Below are 13,888 nucleotides of genomic sequence, written 5' to 3'. Positions count from 1 at the left end.
ACCGGGGGAGATCACGATGACAGCCATGAACCTTGCTGCCGTGCAGTGCCCGGCGCCATTACGTTCGACGGCGTTCGCGGTCGTCGCGGGATTTGTCTGCGCGCTGACGATCGGCAAAGCTCTGCCGGTGACGATCGACAGTGTGTCCAGTACCCTCGCGCCGCTCTGCGCCACGGCAGCGGAGGGCTCGCCGCTCGACAAGGTCGAGCCGATCGGCTCCTACGCGCTTCCGAACGTTCCGGGCAAGCGCGTCACGATCGTGCGCGTGTCCTACGGTCCAGGCGGGTTTTCACGGCCGCATCGTCACTCCGGCTCCGTCACCGCCTACATCACCAAGGGCGAGATCCGCTCGCAGCTCGGCGGCGGCCCTGTCGAGACGTTCGGCGTCGGGCAGTCCTTCTTCGAACCGCCGGGCTCGACGCATCTGGTTTCGGCCAATGCCAGCATGACCGAGCCGGCGGAACTGATCGCGGTGTTCGTGGCGGATGAGGGCGCGCAGCTGACGACGTTCCTGGAATAGGCTGCACGAATCATCCGCGATGGCTGTGCTCAGGCCGATCGCGATCGCCTCACGCGTTTCCAGGCCGGCGCGAGTCCGTATTGGACGAGGGGAATGGCAACTGCGCCGACGAGCAGTCCAAGCGCGCCCGAGATCGCTGCCTCGACCGACCATTCGACGATGCCGGCAACGGATGGAAGGAGATGTGCGGCAGCCTCGGTTGCGGCATGGACCGTGTGGCCGATCGCGGGTGGGCCGTACTTCTCGATGCCGTGCAGGATGATGCCGCCGCCGACCCAGATCATGGCGGCGGTGCCGATCGTGCTCAGCACCGCCAGGAAAGCGGGCATGCCGCGGACGAGCGCGCGTCCAAGCAAGCGGACCGTGTCGCCGGCGAGTGAGGTGCCGTCGTAGCGCGCGAGCGCGATGCCGGCATCGTCCGCCTTCACGATCAGGGCGACCACGCCATAGACCCCAACGGTGATAAAAAGGCCGACCAGCGCCAGCACCAGCGCCTGGGTCCAGATGCTGCCCGCCGGGACAGTTGCCAGCGTGATCGCCATGATCTCCGCCGATAGGATAAAATCAGTCTTGATGGCGCCAGCGACCTTCTCGTCCTCGACCGACTGGGCATTCAACGCAATCGGCTGGAGCTGAGCTTCGTGCTGATGTGCATGATCCGGCATCACCGCTTCGAGCACCTTTTCGGCGCCTTCATAGCAGAGAAAGGCGCCGCCCAGCATCAGCAGCGGCGTGACCGCAGCGGGAAGGAAATAGCCGAGCAGCAGGGCAATCGGCAGCAAAATCAGCAGTTTGTTGCGCAGCGATCCGACCGCGATCTTGCCGACGATCGGCAGTTCGCGTTTCGAAGCGAAACCGATCACGTAGTTCGGCGTGACCGCCGCGTCGTCGATGACCACGCCAGCGGCCTTGGTGCCTGCCTTGGCAGCTTGGCTAGCGACATCGTCGAGGGAGGCTGCAGCCACCTTTGCGATCCCTGCGATGTCGTCGAGAAGACCGATCAGTCCGACACTCATCAACCCATCCTTCTTCGTTCGAGCGGGGGGAGTGCGCGACCAGATGCTTTCCTGCCCGCTCCGGCAACGAACGAGCACGCTCTCAGTTCTCCTCGGCGCCCGCGCCCTCGCGCAGGTCCGGCTTGATCACGTCCTCCGGCAGCGCGTGAGCCACCGGCTGCGACGTGACTGCGATCTCCGGGCCGATCTCGCGGCCGCGGGCGCGTATCAGCCGCTCATAGGCCGACACCAGCGTCACGTAGGGGCTGACCCAGATCCAGCCGTCGCGGGTGAACACCTGGACGTCGAAATGCAGGTGCAGCGACGTTCCGGCGGGACGATCGAGATAGTTCGAGACCACGCCGATCTTCTCGCCTTCGCTGACGAGGCGGCCGTTGACGAGGCCGTCGGCGTTCATCGCCTGCGGATTCATGTGCATATAGCGGAAGCGGATGTGCTCGGTGCGGCTGTTGACCTGAAGCGTTGCAGCCTGGTCCCTGACGCCGCGGATCACGATTGCGTCACGCACGGCGACGACGCCGCGCCGCTTGGGATCGCACGGCTCGCGGCCTTCACCGGGCGGTGGGCAGTCGGCGGCGCGGATGTCCTCGCCCTGGTGGCCGTAACCTCCGCCGCATTGCCACGCTTCGAAACTGCGCGACTCGCAGAAATTGTCGCGCCAGGGATAGGCGGTCGGGCCTTCGCTCTTGTCGCGCCTGCCGTAGGATTGCGAACGCACGAAGGCGGGCGCCTTCTCCAACGGAAAGCGGATCTGGGCATAGGCCATGGCATCGGGATGGCCGCCCTGCTTGCGGTAGCCGGTGTTCGGAATGATGTCGCCGCTCGGCCGGTAGCTGAAATCCGGTGAACGCACCGCGGGGCGATCGATAATGTTGGAGGCAACGTCCGTCAGCGGCCGCATGCGTTGGCCGCCTGCGATGCGCAGCGCCTTGAGGAAACGCTCGGCGACCGGATAGGCCTCCTTGCAGGCGAGCCGCCGTGGCTTCGCGACACTGTCGAGGCACTGGATCGAGACCACATAGGCGGCGCCGAAGCGGGTGAAGGCGTAGCGCACATAGCCTTCCCGGATGAACCTGCGCAGGTCCGGGTAGGTTGCGGCAAGCGGCTTGACCGGCTCGCCCTTGCCCCCGGCCGGATCGGCGATGTCGTAGACCAGCGCAGAGCCCGTGATCTGCACCTCGACAGGCCTTGCGTATACCCGGCTCGGCATGCCGTCGCCGGCACCCGGCTCGAGCGAGAAAGTCGCGCTGTAGCCGGCAGGACCGGCATCGAACATGTCGACGGGATTGAAGTCGGCCTGGTAGCGCGACAGCGCGAGCGTCGCCGGTGCGCCGCTGCGCTGCGCATCGAGATACGCGGCGGCGTCGAATGGCAGCAGCACGGGGACGGGACTTCGGGTTATGCCGGTGAAAAAGCGCGAGGAGATCGCGTTGAGCTGCACCAGTGCCGGCATCGCGCGCGGATCGTAGCGCGGCACCGAACGGCGCGGTGCGAAGATGAAGTCGCCCGCAATCTGGGGACGGCTGTTGATCTCGCTGCGAAGCTGGTCGAGCGCCGCACGCCAGTCGACGCGCAGGGCCGTCAGCGACGGGCTGCGGAATTCATCGGCCGCGAGTGGTGCGGCAACGAGGAGCGACGGCAACGCCAGGAGAAGCGAGACGAAGCGGAAACTCTTCCTGCCCACTGCCTCGCCCCCCGGCGGTACCTGTTCCGATCCTCGATTGCCTGCTCAGTCCTTGGCGCGCTCGGCGTAGGAGCCGTCTTCGGTCATGACCACGACGCGGGTGCCGACCGTGATGTGCGGCGGCACGGTGGTGCGCACGCCGTTGGAGAGCACCGCCGGCTTGTAGGAGGAGGAGGCGGTCTGGCCCTTGGTCACGGGCTCGGTCTCGACCACCTCCAGCGTGACGCGCTGCGGCAGGGCGATCGACACCGGGTTGGTGTCGTGCATGGACAGCTTGACCGTCATGCTCTCCTGCAGATACGCGGCGGCGTCGCCGACGACGTCCTTGGAGACCTGGACCTGGTCGTAGGTCTCCGGGTTCATGAAGTGGTAGCCGTCACCATCCTCATAGAGGTAGGTGTAGTTCCGCTCTTCGATCGTGGCCTTTTCGACCTGGTCGGTGGTCTTGTAGCGTTCCGAGATCTTTACCCCGTCCGAGATTCGGCGCATTTCGATCTGGCTGACCGGGGTGCCCTTGCCGGGATGGATGTTCTCGGCGCTCACGACGACATAGAGCTTGCCGTCTTGCTCGATCACGTTGCCCTTGCGAATAGAACTGGCGATGACTCTCAAAGCTGTATTTCCTGCTTGCTTGGCCCGGCACCAGCCAGGACGTGGTCGAATTGATGGGGGACTTGGGGCCTCAAATCGGACCTTGGCGCCCGTTTCGGGCGGCAACATACTGATTTTGCCGTTGGATGCCAGCATTTTGCTGCCGGCTGGGGCGGTGGGTTAATGGCTGGGGACAATCCGATGTCGCCGTTTTGGTCGCCCGCGCGCCACCTCGACCGGCGGCCATTCCTCCAGGCCAGGGGCGCCGTGACCGGAGCTTTGCGAGGGTTTTTCGCTGAACAGGGCTTTGTGGAGGTCGAAACCTCCGTCCTCCAGGTCTCTCCGGGCAACGAGACCCATCTGCACGCCCCCCGGACCGAGATCATGCGGCCGGACGGCAGCCGGGCCAGCCGATACCTGCGCACCTCGCCCGAATTCGCCTGCAAAAAGCTGCTGGCGGCGGGAGAGACGCGGATTTTCGAGTTCGCACGGGTGTTCCGGGACCGCGAGCGTGGCGACCTGCATCTGCCCGAGTTCACCATGCTGGAATGGTACCGGGCGGGAGCGCCCTATGATGCCATCATGGCCGATTGCGTCGTCGTGATCGCCCGGGCGGCGCAGGCGACCGGAATCGGGACCTTCTCGTTCCGCGGCCGGATCGCGGATCCCTTCGCCGAGCCGGAGCTCCTGACGGTTGCGGGCGCCTTCGCGCATTTCGCCGGCATCGACCTGCTGTCGACAATCTCGGGCGGCGAGGGTAACCGTGCGGCGCTCGCCGCGGCGGCAGCCGGGAAGGTCCGTGTCGCCGAGGACGACACCTGGTCGGACATCTTCAGCAAGATCCTGGTCGAGCACGTCGAGCCGAATCTGGGGCAGGGGCGTTTGACCATCCTGTTCGAATACCCATCTCCAGAGGCGGCGCTGGCACGGGTGAAGACGGACGATCCAAGGGTCGCCGAACGTTTCGAGGTCTATGCCTGCGGCGTCGAGCTCGCCAACGGCTTTGGAGAGCTGACCGATGCCGAGGAGCAGCGCAAACGCTTCACGGAATCCATGACGGAGAAGCAGCGCCGCTACGGCGAAGCCTATCCGCTCGACGAGGACTTTCTGGCGGCGGTCGCCGTAATGCCGGAGGCGAGCGGTGTCGCGCTCGGCTTCGATCGGCTGGTGATGCTGGCGAGCGGCGCCACACGAATTGATCAGGTGGTGTGGACACCGCCTGCGGATGAGAGATGACAAAGACGAATCTTGCACGCACTCTGCGCGAACCTGCCGAATTGGTGGCCGAGGGCCTGGCCCCCGCATCGGCCCTGCCGGCGCTCGAACGGGTCGCTGCGCGCTATGCCGTGGCGATCACGCCTGATCTGGTGAGGTTGATCGACGCGACGGATCCCGACGATCCCATCGCGCGGCAGTTCGTTCCGGTCTCAGCCGAACTCGAGGCGCAGCCGGGCGAGAATGCGGATCCGATCGGCGATCACCCGCATTCGCCGGTGGCGGGAATCGTGCACCGCTATCCCGACCGCGTGCTGTTCAAGCTGGTGCACGTCTGCGCGGTCTATTGCCGCTTCTGCTTCCGCCGTGAGATGGTCGGCCCGGGCAAGGACAACGCGCTGTCGGAGAGCGCCTATCGCGCCGCGATCGACTACATCCGTTCGCATGGCGAGATCTGGGAAGTGATCTTGACCGGCGGCGATCCCCTGATGCTGTCGCCCCGGCGGATGAGCGAGATCATGGCCGACCTTGCGGCCATCGATCACGTCAAGATCATCCGTCTCCACACCCGCGTCCCCGTGGCAGAACCCGCGCGCGTCAGCGCGGAGATGGTTGCGGCCCTGAAGGTCGCGGGCGCGGCGACCTGGGTCGCAGTACACGCCAACCACGCGCGCGAACTGACGAGCGCCGCGCGTGATGCCTGCGCGCGGTTCGTCGACGCCGGAATTCCCCTGGTGAGCCAGTCCGTGCTTTTGCGCGGCGTCAATGACGACATCGTCGCGCTGTCGGATTTGATGCGAGCTTTCGTCGAATGCCGGATCAAGCCGTATTATCTGCATCACGGCGATCTCGCCCCGGGGACGGCGCATCTGCGCACGACGTTGGCGCAGGGGCAGGCCTTGATGCGGCAGTTGCGCGGGCGGGTGTCGGGCCTGTGTCAGCCGGACTATGTCATCGACATTCCCGGCGGTGCCGGCAAGTCGCCGGTGGGTCCGAATTACGTGTTGGCGGTGCAAAATACCGCAAACGAGACAAGTGAAGCGCAATCAGAAACGCGCTATCGTATCGTCGACTATTGCGGCGACGTTCATCTCTATCCGCCCGAGACATGAGTGGCGATGGCATCGACGCTGACTTGGACGCTGATTTGAGAATGGAGAAACGGACATGACGAAGATCATGCTGGCAGTATCGCTCGTGGTCTTGCTTGGCGGCGGGGCTGTTGCGCAGACCGGTGGCTCGAAGGGATCGACATCGAGCGGCGCATCGTCCGGATCGGTGTTGCCGGCGCCGGTGGGTCATCGCCAGCCGCGTGCCAGCGATGTGCCTAGCGAGAAGAATCTGAGCGATGCGAATGATCCGCTCAGCAAGGAAAACCAGGCGCTCGACAAGAAGATCAAGAGCATCTGCCGCGGCTGCTGAGGCTTTCACCTCTCCCCGTCGCGGAGAGGTGAGGAACGAGCCATGCTAGCCTCGTCATCCGTCAGGCCGACCTCTCGTGCAGTCCGGCGCGCTGGATGTTGCGGCGGATTTCGACCGCGTCGGCGAGCTGCTCGAGCGTCTTCGAGGTCGTTGCCCAGTCAATGCAACCGTCCGTGATGCTCTGCCCATAAGTGAGCGGCTTGCCTGGCACGACATCCTGGCGACCGGCGAGGAGGTTGCTCTCGATCATCACGCCCATGATGCGGCGCTCGCCGCCAGAGATCTGGCGGGCGATATCGGCCATCACCAGCGGCTGGTTCTCCGGCTTCTTGCTCGAATTGGCATGGCTCGCATCGACCATCACCAGCGGGGCAACGCCGGATTTGGTCAATTCGTTGCAGGCGGACGCAACGCTTGCCGCGTCGTAGTTCGGCTTGCTGCCGCCGCGCAGGATGATGTGGCAGTCCTCGTTGCCGGCGGTCGAGGCGATCGCCGAGCGGCCGAGCTTTGTGACGGCCATGAAATGATGGGGATGCGAGGCTGATTTCACCGCATCGGCCGCGATCCGCACATTGCCGTCGGTGCCGTTCTTGAAGCCGACCGGGCAGGACAGGCCCGAAGCCAGCTCGCGATGGATCTGGCTCTCGGTGGTGCGCGCGCCGATCGCGGCCCAGGAGACGAGGTCGGCGATGTATTGCGGCGTCGTCATGTCGAGGAACTCGGTGCCGGCGGGCAGGCCGAGATTGTTCACCGCGGAGAGCACGTTGCGCGCGAGCCGCAGTCCCTTGTTGATGTCGAAGCTGCCGTCGAGGTCGGGATCGTTGATCAGGCCCTTCCAGCCGACCGTGGTGCGCGGCTTCTCGAAATAGACTCGCATCACGATCTCCAGCTGATCAGCGAGATCCTCGCGCAATTTTGCCAGCCGCTCGGCGTAGTCGAGCGCCGCCTTGGGATCATGCACCGAGCAGGGGCCGACGACGACCAGAAGGCGGTCGTCCTGATTGCTCAGGATGGCATGGATGGCGTTGCGCGCGGCCATCACCACACGCGTTGCGGTGAGCGTGCGCGGGACCTCCCGCATCACCTCTTCCGGCGTGCTCAGCTCTTTCAGTTCGCGGATACGAAGATCATCGGTCGTGCTCAGCACGGCGGGCTCCTGTTTGTTTTAGAACCTGCCGGCCAACAAAAAAGCCGCCAGGTCTGGCGGCTGTTCGGACGTTTGCTGCAATGTTTCAGATTGAGCGCGATCCTCCCGCCGCCAGCGAGCTGTCGTAGCTAAAATACCAAAAATAGCTGGTGGCGACGGTGATCATGGAAAAGCCATATAGCGTGCCGCTGGCGCCTTGTCACCCCCCAAACAGGGTGTGGAGCGACGAGGTGCCTCAGGTGTTGCCGTTGCGTGCCGCCAGCGCCATGCCGATCAGGGTGGCACCGCCGAACAGCAGGTTGATACCGACGAGGACGCCAATGGCCCACTCCGCCGAGCTCGGTAGTCCCGTGATCACCATGAACGAGATCGCGATGTCGACGAGGCCCGAGATCAGCAGCCACGACCAGCGGCCGCTGAGCTCACGGCGGTGCTCCAGCGCGTACATGATGGTGGCGACGCCCTCGGCGAGGAAATAGGCGCCGAGCACGATGGTCAGCGTCAGCACGGCCTGCATCGGCCTGGCCAGTAGCAGCAAGCCGGTGAGCACGGCCAGCGCAGCCGAAATCAGCGACCACCAGAAGCCCGGCGTGCTGCGCGCCCAATAGGTCGCGATCAGTCCGCCAATGCCGCCGATCAGGAACATCCAGCCGAGGAAGATCGCGGTGGCAAGACTGGCGAGCGGCGGCACGACAAGCGCGGCAATGCCGAGCACGGCGAGCAGGATCCCTTCGAACAGAAAAGCCTTCCAATGCGCCTTGACCGCCTGGTTCATCTTGGATTGGAGGCGGGCAAATTCCTCGGGCGATGTCATCGTCTGGCTCCGGAACGAGAGGATTGCGTCCCAATCTAGTGGGCCTGTCGCGCGTTCGCCATGCGTTGGGTCAAGTACCGCCGGGCGCCGACGAAAAGCCTTCCGCGCTGGTGCGAATGCGGTTACGGCCGAGAATGTAGATCGCCGTTGTGACAATCAGAAGCGCGAGGCCGAGCAGGATCGAGACGAAGCCAATCGGAATCAGCGCCAGCGTCAGGTTGCGCTCGGGGTTGATCAGCCAGTGATGGATCGAGGTCAGGACGAAGGCGAGCCCAACGAAGCCGACGCCCCCGCCAGCGAGCAGCAGCGCCCACATCCGGCGCAGCTGGCTCAGCCGCTCGCGCGCGACATCGGTTCGCGGCGCATGATGGCGGGCGACGCGCCGGACCAGGCGGATGGCGAACGCAATCGAGCTGAAGCCGATCAACAGGCTTGCAGCGCCCAGCCACATGCGGAGTGTCGGATCGAGATCGGGCATGCGCTGGAGCGTCAGCAGCGGGAAGTCGAAGGCCGAATGCAGCGCGAGCGGGCCGGCGAAGATCAACAGCCGGCTGGAGAGACGCGCCCAATCGCGATGGTGGCGGTTTGCGCCCAGCGCCGTGCCGGCGCGCGCGATGGTCAGGTAGGCGCCGGCAATGATGCCGAGCGCGCCGTGGAACGGCACGGTCAGGACGCTGCGCAGCGCGGCGAGCGAGCGCCACATGTCGGCATGCTGGACCAGGTAGGCGAGGTTCTCGTAGGCGGCGAAACCGAGGCCGACCGCGGCGCCGTAGACAACGGTGTCCATCGGATTGGCAAAGGTCCGCCGCTTGGTCGAGGAGACCAGCACGATGGCGATCACCTTGACGGTCTCCTCGGGCAGCGCGACGCCGAAGATCGAATGCATGGCCAGTGCCGCCCAGGGGTCGTCCGGTGCTGCGACCATCTTGGCGAAGGGAGCGCGGGCGAGACCCAGCAGAGAAATGCTGGCCGCCCCTGACAGGAATGCGGTCCAGACCTGGGCTGGCGGTCCCGGGCGTTCCTCGGCAGCGATGACGAGCCAGAGCAACAGCAGCGCCGGGGCGATAGCGGCAGTTCCAAGGACGGTGGGGAGCGCTTCGATCAGGTACATTGGCGCCGAAAATAGGTTCCCTTGATCCGCTTATCTACGTTCACCGATGCGACCATGTGTCATGCGCCGGCTGTCGGTTCCCTGAAGGTGCGCGACAGCTTCCGTTCAGCGGGCTCATTGTGTGGGGAGTAGAATATAAGCGCGATCAATCCCATGACAGCAGATCCTCGCCAGTTACGGCAACGATTGCCCGGCGCGTGGGGATCGAGATTTGCAAGCGAGCTCAAGGAAGTGCGTGGGGTTCCTCGAGTCCTGGCGGATCTGGCCCATCGGCTCGATCCGCGGGTGCGCTGGCCTCGCTTGAATGCAGCGGGCCGGCCGGTGGCCTTAGTCTCGCTTCGTCATGCGCCGGCGGGACGGCGCATCGATCCGGCGTGCGCGCAACCGTTCCAGCTCCCAAAACGCGCGGACGAGGCACGTGGCGAGGCAGAGCACGATGAGCAGCAACAGAAAGCTCTGATCGACGGCAGGGATGTGTGTCATGGCGATGATAAAGCAACGCCCATGCCAGGCGTTCCCGCGACGGTCCGCGCTTTTTCGAGCTCAGTGCGTGGTGATCGCGGGCGGCGCGTCGGGTGCGACGTCGAAGGCGCCGAGATGGAATTCCTCGCCGGCGGACTCGTCTGACCCGGAATGTGCGAGCAGCGTGAACGCGGCCTGCGGGTATCGCTTCCAGATCTCGAGATCGCCGGCGGTGATGGTGAGCCAGCCGAACGTGTACATGTAGCGTCCGGGCTCGGTGACCCGGCCGACCCTGTCCCAGGTGATCTTCCCAACCTTGATCTTATCGACCGTGATCTTGTCGACTGCCATTCGGTCCCCCGATCGCAAGTCTGCAAAATGACGTCCGGCCCGCGGCACAGACCTGCAAAAGCTGATCCGGCATTGGGGCCGCTATAGGGCGGCGAGATCAGGCCGACTTCAGCAAGGGCGCGCGGACGATCAGGCGGTCGAGGTCGTCCCGGTCCTGCTTTTCGGCGAATTTGACCGCAAAGCCGTGTTCGAACTTGCGGATCACCCGCCCGACACAGGTGCCGACCGCAAGCGGGGTTCCGATCACCGGATCGTACTCGGAGGACACCGCGACGCCGGCCGTCGAGACGTCGATGATGAAGCAGGTATGGCAGCTGCCGTCCGCGAGGGTCAGCACGGTGTGCGAGACCTGCGGAACGAAACGCGCGTCACGCCGCAACTCCCGAACGCTCGCATCCTTCTGTTTCTTCTCGAGCCAGGTCAGCTTTTCCGACATCCAGGCGCGCCGCGCCCGCGGCATCTCGAGCTCCATCAGAAAGCCCGCCTTCAGTGTCGCGCTGATGGTGCCCTGGAATTCGCCGAAATCCTGGAAGTAGGAGGTCAAGCGCTCGCCGACCTTGCCGACCACAGGCACGTCCACGATCATCCGGAACGGCGAGACGCGCTTGGTTCGGCAGGCGAAGCTGCGGAGCTTGCCCTCGCAATCGTACCAGCGGGGCAGCGAGTAGCTGCCGCTGACCGCAACATCTACTGCTCGCTGCCTCAGGAACTCTGCGACGGACATGAGTGCTGACCGGGGGTTCGGGTGATTTCCGTAGTTCCACGGTAGCGATCAAACTCTAAGCAAATGATACTGCTGCCCAAGAGCCGGGCTAAATATTTGGTAAATGGCGCGGAGCGACGCATCGCCTGTGCTGCGACGGATTTCGGTTTCGATCTGACATTGGTCGGAGACGAGGGGCGAGGAGGTTCATGCTCCCACGGCGGCTTGCGCCTCTGGCGCTCCCTAGCGGAATCGAACCGCTCTCTCCACCGTGAAAGGGTGGCGTCCTGACCGATAGACGAAGGGAGCAAACGCAGGGCCCTGCCGTTTTCCCGGCACGGCCGCTGGCCGGCCGAACAGGGCCCGGCGGCTTGCAGCGGGCGAACGTATAGTGGCCTTTGCGCTCCCGGGCAAGCCGTTCGGGAACGCTCTTTTGGCTCCGGTGGACAGCACAGGGCCCGGGATCATTCGGAGGCGATTTCAACGGTTTGTTAGCGTTCCCTGCGTAGCGCTGGACGAGGAGATCTTGCCGATGCCACCGCCGAAGAAGCGCGCAGCCCGCAAGCTGCTGTCGCAGCACGCCTGGATCACACTGGACGGCGGATTCGCCGCGCGGCACTGCCTGGTCCAGGACATTTCGGATTCGGGCGCTAAGATCACCCTGGACGAGGACGCGAGCCAGCTTCCCGGCGTGATCCGGATGGCCTTTGCACGCGATGCGCGCACCGGGCGGAGCTGCCAGGTGGTCTGGCGCCGCGGCAAGTCGGCCGGCGTCAGGTTCCTCTGATCGCGGACGGTCCGATGGCGCGCGGGGCCGGTCCGGGCTACAAGGCGGCGATGCGCACGCCGCTCCTCATCCTGCTCGCGCTGCTGGCTACGTCCGCGACCGCGGCCGAGAGCCTGCGCCTGCCGCCTGCCGAACCGCCACAGGCGGGCAAGGCGCTGCCGCTGAACGGCAGCACGGCCGGCAAGGCGAGGGCAGGCGCCTGCGCCGCCTACGGCCCGGGCTTCGTGATGGCCGAGGGCACCTCGACCTGCGTCAAGCTCGGCGGCTCGACCAGCGTCGACACCGGCATCCGGCGCTGAATTCACATGCCTGCGGATCTGGTGCGGCTCGACATCATCGTCCCCGTGCTGATGTATTGCGCGCTGCTCTGGTGGGTCGGCCGCGGCGTCGGCTGGACTGCACGGCTGGCAACGGCCGCGGTGACGCTGCTGCTGATCATCGTCGTGCTGCTGGTCGAGCGCGGCTGGCGCTGAAGCCTCGAACAAAAACTGCGAAAACAACCCCATGCACAGTAGCCGTCAAGCGCGGCCGTGATGCCGCGGAAGCGCGCCCGAACGCGGATTTCCCGCGCGATCGCCGCAGCTTAACCCGCGCGAGGTGCTCACGACATCGGCGGTGCGACGAATTGCGCAAATCCCGGCCGTTTGCCGAGCTCGGCGAGCCAGCGCGTGAGGTGCGGCTGTGCCGGCCGGCTGATGCCCTCGACCCCGAGCCAACGCCGCGCATAGCATCCCACCGCGATGTCGGCGAGCGTGAACGTATCGCCCTCGATGAAGCGGCGCGTCGCGAGCAGGCGGTCGGCGATGGCCCAGACCTCGGCGGCGGCATCGGCATCGCGCTGCACCTGGATCATGTCGCGCTCGGCGGGCGCGGTGCGCACGATGCCCCAGAACACCGGGCGGTCGACCGGCTGCACCGTCGACAGCGTCCAGTCCAGCCAGCGGTCGATGGATGCGCGCTGTTTCGGCGCCTCGGGATAGATCGGCGTCCCTCGGCCATGCGCGAGGCAGAGATAGCGCATGATGGAGTTGGACTCCCACAGCACGAAGTCGCCCTCGACCAGCGTCGGAATCCGCGCATTGGGGTTCATCGCCAGATACTCGGCCTCGCCCGTCTTGCCGTATTGCATGCCGGCATCGATGCGCTCGTAAGCGAGGCCGAGCTCGGTGCAGCACCACAGCACCTTCTGCACGTTGACCGAATTGGCGCGGCCCCAGATCGTCAGCTTGGTGTCAGGCATGAAGCATCTCCCCGCGGCGTTGTCGCTTGCTGCGGGTGATAGCGGAATTCGGCGTGCCGAGCGATGCGCGATTGCATCGCGCCCGTCATGCAAAAAGCTCCGCACGCGGCGGAGCTTTCATTGCAAAGTTCAAACTGACGCTCAGCGGCCGAAGAACAGCCACAACAGAATGATCACCGGGATCGGCACGCCAAGCATCCACAGCAACAGCCCTCTCGCCATCGCATCCTCCTCCAATCGCATCGCTTGGAGGGTGAACGCCGGCGGCAAGCGCTTGTTCCTGCCCGCAGAGCCTACCAGTGGCCGGTGTTCGGCATCGAGGCCCAGGGCTCCTGCGGCGGCTTCGGATCGCCTTTCTGCAGCAGCTCGATCGAGTGCAGGTCGGGCGAGCGGACGAAGGCCATGTTGCCGTCGCGCGGGGGACGGTTGATGGTGATGCCGGCCTTCATCAGCTTCTCGCAGGTGGCGTAGATGTCGTCGACCTCGTAGGCGAGATGGCCGAAGAAGCGGTCCTCGCCATACGTCTCCTCGTCCCAATTGTAGGTGAGCTCGACCAGCGGCGCCCCGCGCGTCGGCGGCTGCTTCTTCAAGCCCTCGAGATCGTCCGCCGAGCACAGGAACACCAGCGTGAACCGCCCCTTCTCGTTCTCGATCCGCCGCACCTCCTTCAGCCCCAGCGCATCCTGGTAGAACTTCAGCGCGACATCGAGATTGCGCACGCGCAGCATGGTGTGGAGGTATCGCATGGTTGTTGCTCCCTGGGTGGCGGAGGGGTTTTGTCTTGGGCCGGGACGGCGGGGGAGAGATAGCAGGAAAGTGGGAGGA

18 protein-coding genes and 1 tRNA gene are annotated in these 13,888 nt (G+C 65.2%); 7 read left to right on the top strand and 12 right to left on the bottom strand.

Going from position 1 to position 13,888, the window contains the following annotated elements:
* Positions 1–16 precede the first annotated feature (16 nt).
* Positions 17–520: a cupin domain-containing protein gene (locus tag HZZ16_RS27335; RefSeq protein WP_197952931.1), complete on the top strand. Its 504-nt coding sequence runs from the start codon at positions 17–19 to the stop codon at positions 518–520.
* A 29-nt stretch (positions 521–549) separates the two neighbouring features.
* Here the strand turns inward: HZZ16_RS27335 and HZZ16_RS27330 are convergent, their stop codons facing one another.
* From HZZ16_RS27330 to efp, 3 genes are all read right to left on the bottom strand, one after another.
* Positions 550–1,536 (bottom strand): DUF808 domain-containing protein, encoded by a 987-nt coding sequence (locus tag HZZ16_RS27330; protein WP_197952930.1) that lies wholly within the window; start codon positions 1,534–1,536, stop codon positions 550–552.
* 82 nt (positions 1,537–1,618) lie between these two features.
* Positions 1,619–3,220, bottom strand: a complete 1,602-nt coding sequence (locus tag HZZ16_RS27325; protein ID WP_197952929.1) for a DUF4397 domain-containing protein — start codon at positions 3,218–3,220, stop codon at positions 1,619–1,621.
* A 45-nt stretch (positions 3,221–3,265) separates the two neighbouring features.
* Positions 3,266–3,832 carry an elongation factor P gene (gene efp / locus HZZ16_RS27320; RefSeq protein ID WP_027572324.1) on the bottom strand — a complete coding sequence of 189 codons (567 nt, stop codon included), beginning with the start codon at positions 3,830–3,832 and terminating at the stop codon, positions 3,266–3,268.
* Positions 3,833–3,994: 162 nt separating this feature from the next.
* Here efp and epmA point away from each other — a divergent pair, with 162 nt between their 5' ends.
* Genes epmA through HZZ16_RS27305 form a run of 3 tightly spaced genes read left to right on the top strand, consistent with a single transcriptional unit; the run spans position 3,995 to position 6,448 of the window.
* Positions 3,995–5,047 (top strand): EF-P lysine aminoacylase EpmA, encoded by a 1,053-nt coding sequence (epmA, locus tag HZZ16_RS27315; RefSeq protein WP_197952928.1) that lies wholly within the window; start codon positions 3,995–3,997, stop codon positions 5,045–5,047.
* On the top strand, positions 5,044–6,138 hold the full coding sequence (locus tag HZZ16_RS27310) for a lysine-2,3-aminomutase-like protein (protein WP_197952927.1): 1,095 nt from the start codon (positions 5,044–5,046) through the stop codon (positions 6,136–6,138). Before epmA ends, HZZ16_RS27310 begins: the two co-directional genes overlap by 4 nt.
* A gap of 55 nt (positions 6,139–6,193) precedes the next feature.
* Positions 6,194–6,448, top strand: a complete 255-nt coding sequence (locus HZZ16_RS27305) for a hypothetical protein (RefSeq protein WP_197952926.1) — start codon at positions 6,194–6,196, stop codon at positions 6,446–6,448.
* A 61-nt stretch (positions 6,449–6,509) separates the two neighbouring features.
* Here HZZ16_RS27305 and HZZ16_RS27300 read toward each other — a convergent pair whose 3' ends face one another.
* From HZZ16_RS27300 to HZZ16_RS27275, 6 genes are all read right to left on the bottom strand, one after another.
* Entirely contained in the window at positions 6,510–7,595 is a 1,086-nt protein-coding gene (locus HZZ16_RS27300; RefSeq protein ID WP_197952925.1) for a 3-deoxy-7-phosphoheptulonate synthase, read from the bottom strand.
* Between the two features lie 235 nt (positions 7,596–7,830).
* Positions 7,831–8,409 carry an HdeD family acid-resistance protein gene (locus HZZ16_RS27295; protein WP_197952924.1) on the bottom strand — a complete coding sequence of 193 codons (579 nt, stop codon included), beginning with the start codon at positions 8,407–8,409 and terminating at the stop codon, positions 7,831–7,833.
* 70 nt (positions 8,410–8,479) lie between these two features.
* Positions 8,480–9,520, bottom strand: a complete 1,041-nt coding sequence (locus HZZ16_RS27290) for a PrsW family glutamic-type intramembrane protease (protein ID WP_197952923.1) — start codon at positions 9,518–9,520, stop codon at positions 8,480–8,482.
* A gap of 543 nt (positions 9,521–10,063) precedes the next feature.
* Entirely contained in the window at positions 10,064–10,333 is a 270-nt protein-coding gene (locus HZZ16_RS27285) for a hypothetical protein (RefSeq protein ID WP_197952922.1), read from the bottom strand.
* Positions 10,334–10,430: 97 nt separating this feature from the next.
* Complete coding sequence (locus HZZ16_RS27280; protein WP_197952921.1) at positions 10,431–11,057, bottom strand: PilZ domain-containing protein; 627 nt, start codon at positions 11,055–11,057, stop codon at positions 10,431–10,433.
* 213 nt (positions 11,058–11,270) lie between these two features.
* A tRNA-Glu gene (locus HZZ16_RS27275) sits at positions 11,271–11,345 on the bottom strand.
* Between the two features lie 223 nt (positions 11,346–11,568).
* On the opposite strand from HZZ16_RS27275, the gene HZZ16_RS27270 reads away from it, so the two are divergent.
* Genes HZZ16_RS27270 through HZZ16_RS27260 form a run of 3 tightly spaced genes read left to right on the top strand, consistent with a single transcriptional unit; the run spans position 11,569 to position 12,296 of the window.
* Entirely contained in the window at positions 11,569–11,823 is a 255-nt protein-coding gene (locus tag HZZ16_RS27270; RefSeq protein ID WP_197952920.1) for a PilZ domain-containing protein, read from the top strand.
* Positions 11,824–11,873: 50 nt separating this feature from the next.
* Positions 11,874–12,122 carry a hypothetical protein gene (locus tag HZZ16_RS27265; RefSeq protein WP_197953028.1) on the top strand — a complete coding sequence of 83 codons (249 nt, stop codon included), beginning with the start codon at positions 11,874–11,876 and terminating at the stop codon, positions 12,120–12,122.
* Between the two features lie 6 nt (positions 12,123–12,128).
* Positions 12,129–12,296, top strand: coding sequence for a hypothetical protein (locus tag HZZ16_RS27260; RefSeq protein ID WP_197952919.1), 168 nt, complete (start codon positions 12,129–12,131; stop codon positions 12,294–12,296).
* 128 nt (positions 12,297–12,424) lie between these two features.
* Here the strand turns inward: HZZ16_RS27260 and HZZ16_RS27255 are convergent, their stop codons facing one another.
* The 3 genes from HZZ16_RS27255 to HZZ16_RS27250 form a co-directional block, all read right to left on the bottom strand.
* Positions 12,425–13,063 carry a glutathione S-transferase family protein gene (locus tag HZZ16_RS27255; protein WP_197952918.1) on the bottom strand — a complete coding sequence of 213 codons (639 nt, stop codon included), beginning with the start codon at positions 13,061–13,063 and terminating at the stop codon, positions 12,425–12,427.
* Positions 13,064–13,204: 141 nt separating this feature from the next.
* On the bottom strand, positions 13,205–13,333 hold the full coding sequence (locus tag HZZ16_RS37990) for a hypothetical protein (RefSeq protein WP_283815875.1): 129 nt from the start codon (positions 13,331–13,333) through the stop codon (positions 13,205–13,207).
* A gap of 23 nt (positions 13,334–13,356) precedes the next feature.
* Entirely contained in the window at positions 13,357–13,809 is a 453-nt protein-coding gene (locus HZZ16_RS27250) for a VOC family protein (protein ID WP_197952917.1), read from the bottom strand.
* Positions 13,810–13,888 lie beyond the last annotated feature (79 nt).

It is taken from the genome of Bradyrhizobium glycinis (genome assembly GCF_016031655.1).
GTDB lineage: Bacteria > Pseudomonadota > Alphaproteobacteria > Rhizobiales > Xanthobacteraceae > Bradyrhizobium > Bradyrhizobium glycinis.
This window is presented reverse-complemented; position numbering and strand designations above follow the sequence as displayed.

Coding starts and splice junctions, on each gene's coding strand:
- HZZ16_RS27335 (WP_197952931.1), top strand. CDS start 17: ATGACAGCCATGAACCTTGCTGCCGTGCAGTGCCCGGCGCCATTACGT.
- HZZ16_RS27330 (WP_197952930.1), bottom strand. CDS start 1,536: ATGAGTGTCGGACTGATCGGTCTTCTCGACGACATCGCAGGGATCGCA.
- epmA (WP_197952928.1), top strand. CDS start 3,995: ATGGCTGGGGACAATCCGATGTCGCCGTTTTGGTCGCCCGCGCGCCAC.
- HZZ16_RS27310 (WP_197952927.1), top strand. CDS start 5,044: ATGACAAAGACGAATCTTGCACGCACTCTGCGCGAACCTGCCGAATTG.
- HZZ16_RS27305 (WP_197952926.1), top strand. CDS start 6,194: ATGACGAAGATCATGCTGGCAGTATCGCTCGTGGTCTTGCTTGGCGGC.
- HZZ16_RS27295 (WP_197952924.1), bottom strand. CDS start 8,409: ATGACATCGCCCGAGGAATTTGCCCGCCTCCAATCCAAGATGAACCAG.
- HZZ16_RS27290 (WP_197952923.1), bottom strand. CDS start 9,520: ATGTACCTGATCGAAGCGCTCCCCACCGTCCTTGGAACTGCCGCTATC.
- HZZ16_RS27285 (WP_197952922.1), bottom strand. CDS start 10,333: ATGGCAGTCGACAAGATCACGGTCGATAAGATCAAGGTTGGGAAGATC.
- HZZ16_RS27280 (WP_197952921.1), bottom strand. CDS start 11,057: ATGTCCGTCGCAGAGTTCCTGAGGCAGCGAGCAGTAGATGTTGCGGTC.
- HZZ16_RS27270 (WP_197952920.1), top strand. CDS start 11,569: ATGCCACCGCCGAAGAAGCGCGCAGCCCGCAAGCTGCTGTCGCAGCAC.
- HZZ16_RS27265 (WP_197953028.1), top strand. CDS start 11,874: ATGCGCACGCCGCTCCTCATCCTGCTCGCGCTGCTGGCTACGTCCGCG.
- HZZ16_RS27260 (WP_197952919.1), top strand. CDS start 12,129: ATGCCTGCGGATCTGGTGCGGCTCGACATCATCGTCCCCGTGCTGATG.
- HZZ16_RS27255 (WP_197952918.1), bottom strand. CDS start 13,063: ATGCCTGACACCAAGCTGACGATCTGGGGCCGCGCCAATTCGGTCAAC.
- HZZ16_RS27250 (WP_197952917.1), bottom strand. CDS start 13,809: ATGCGATACCTCCACACCATGCTGCGCGTGCGCAATCTCGATGTCGCG.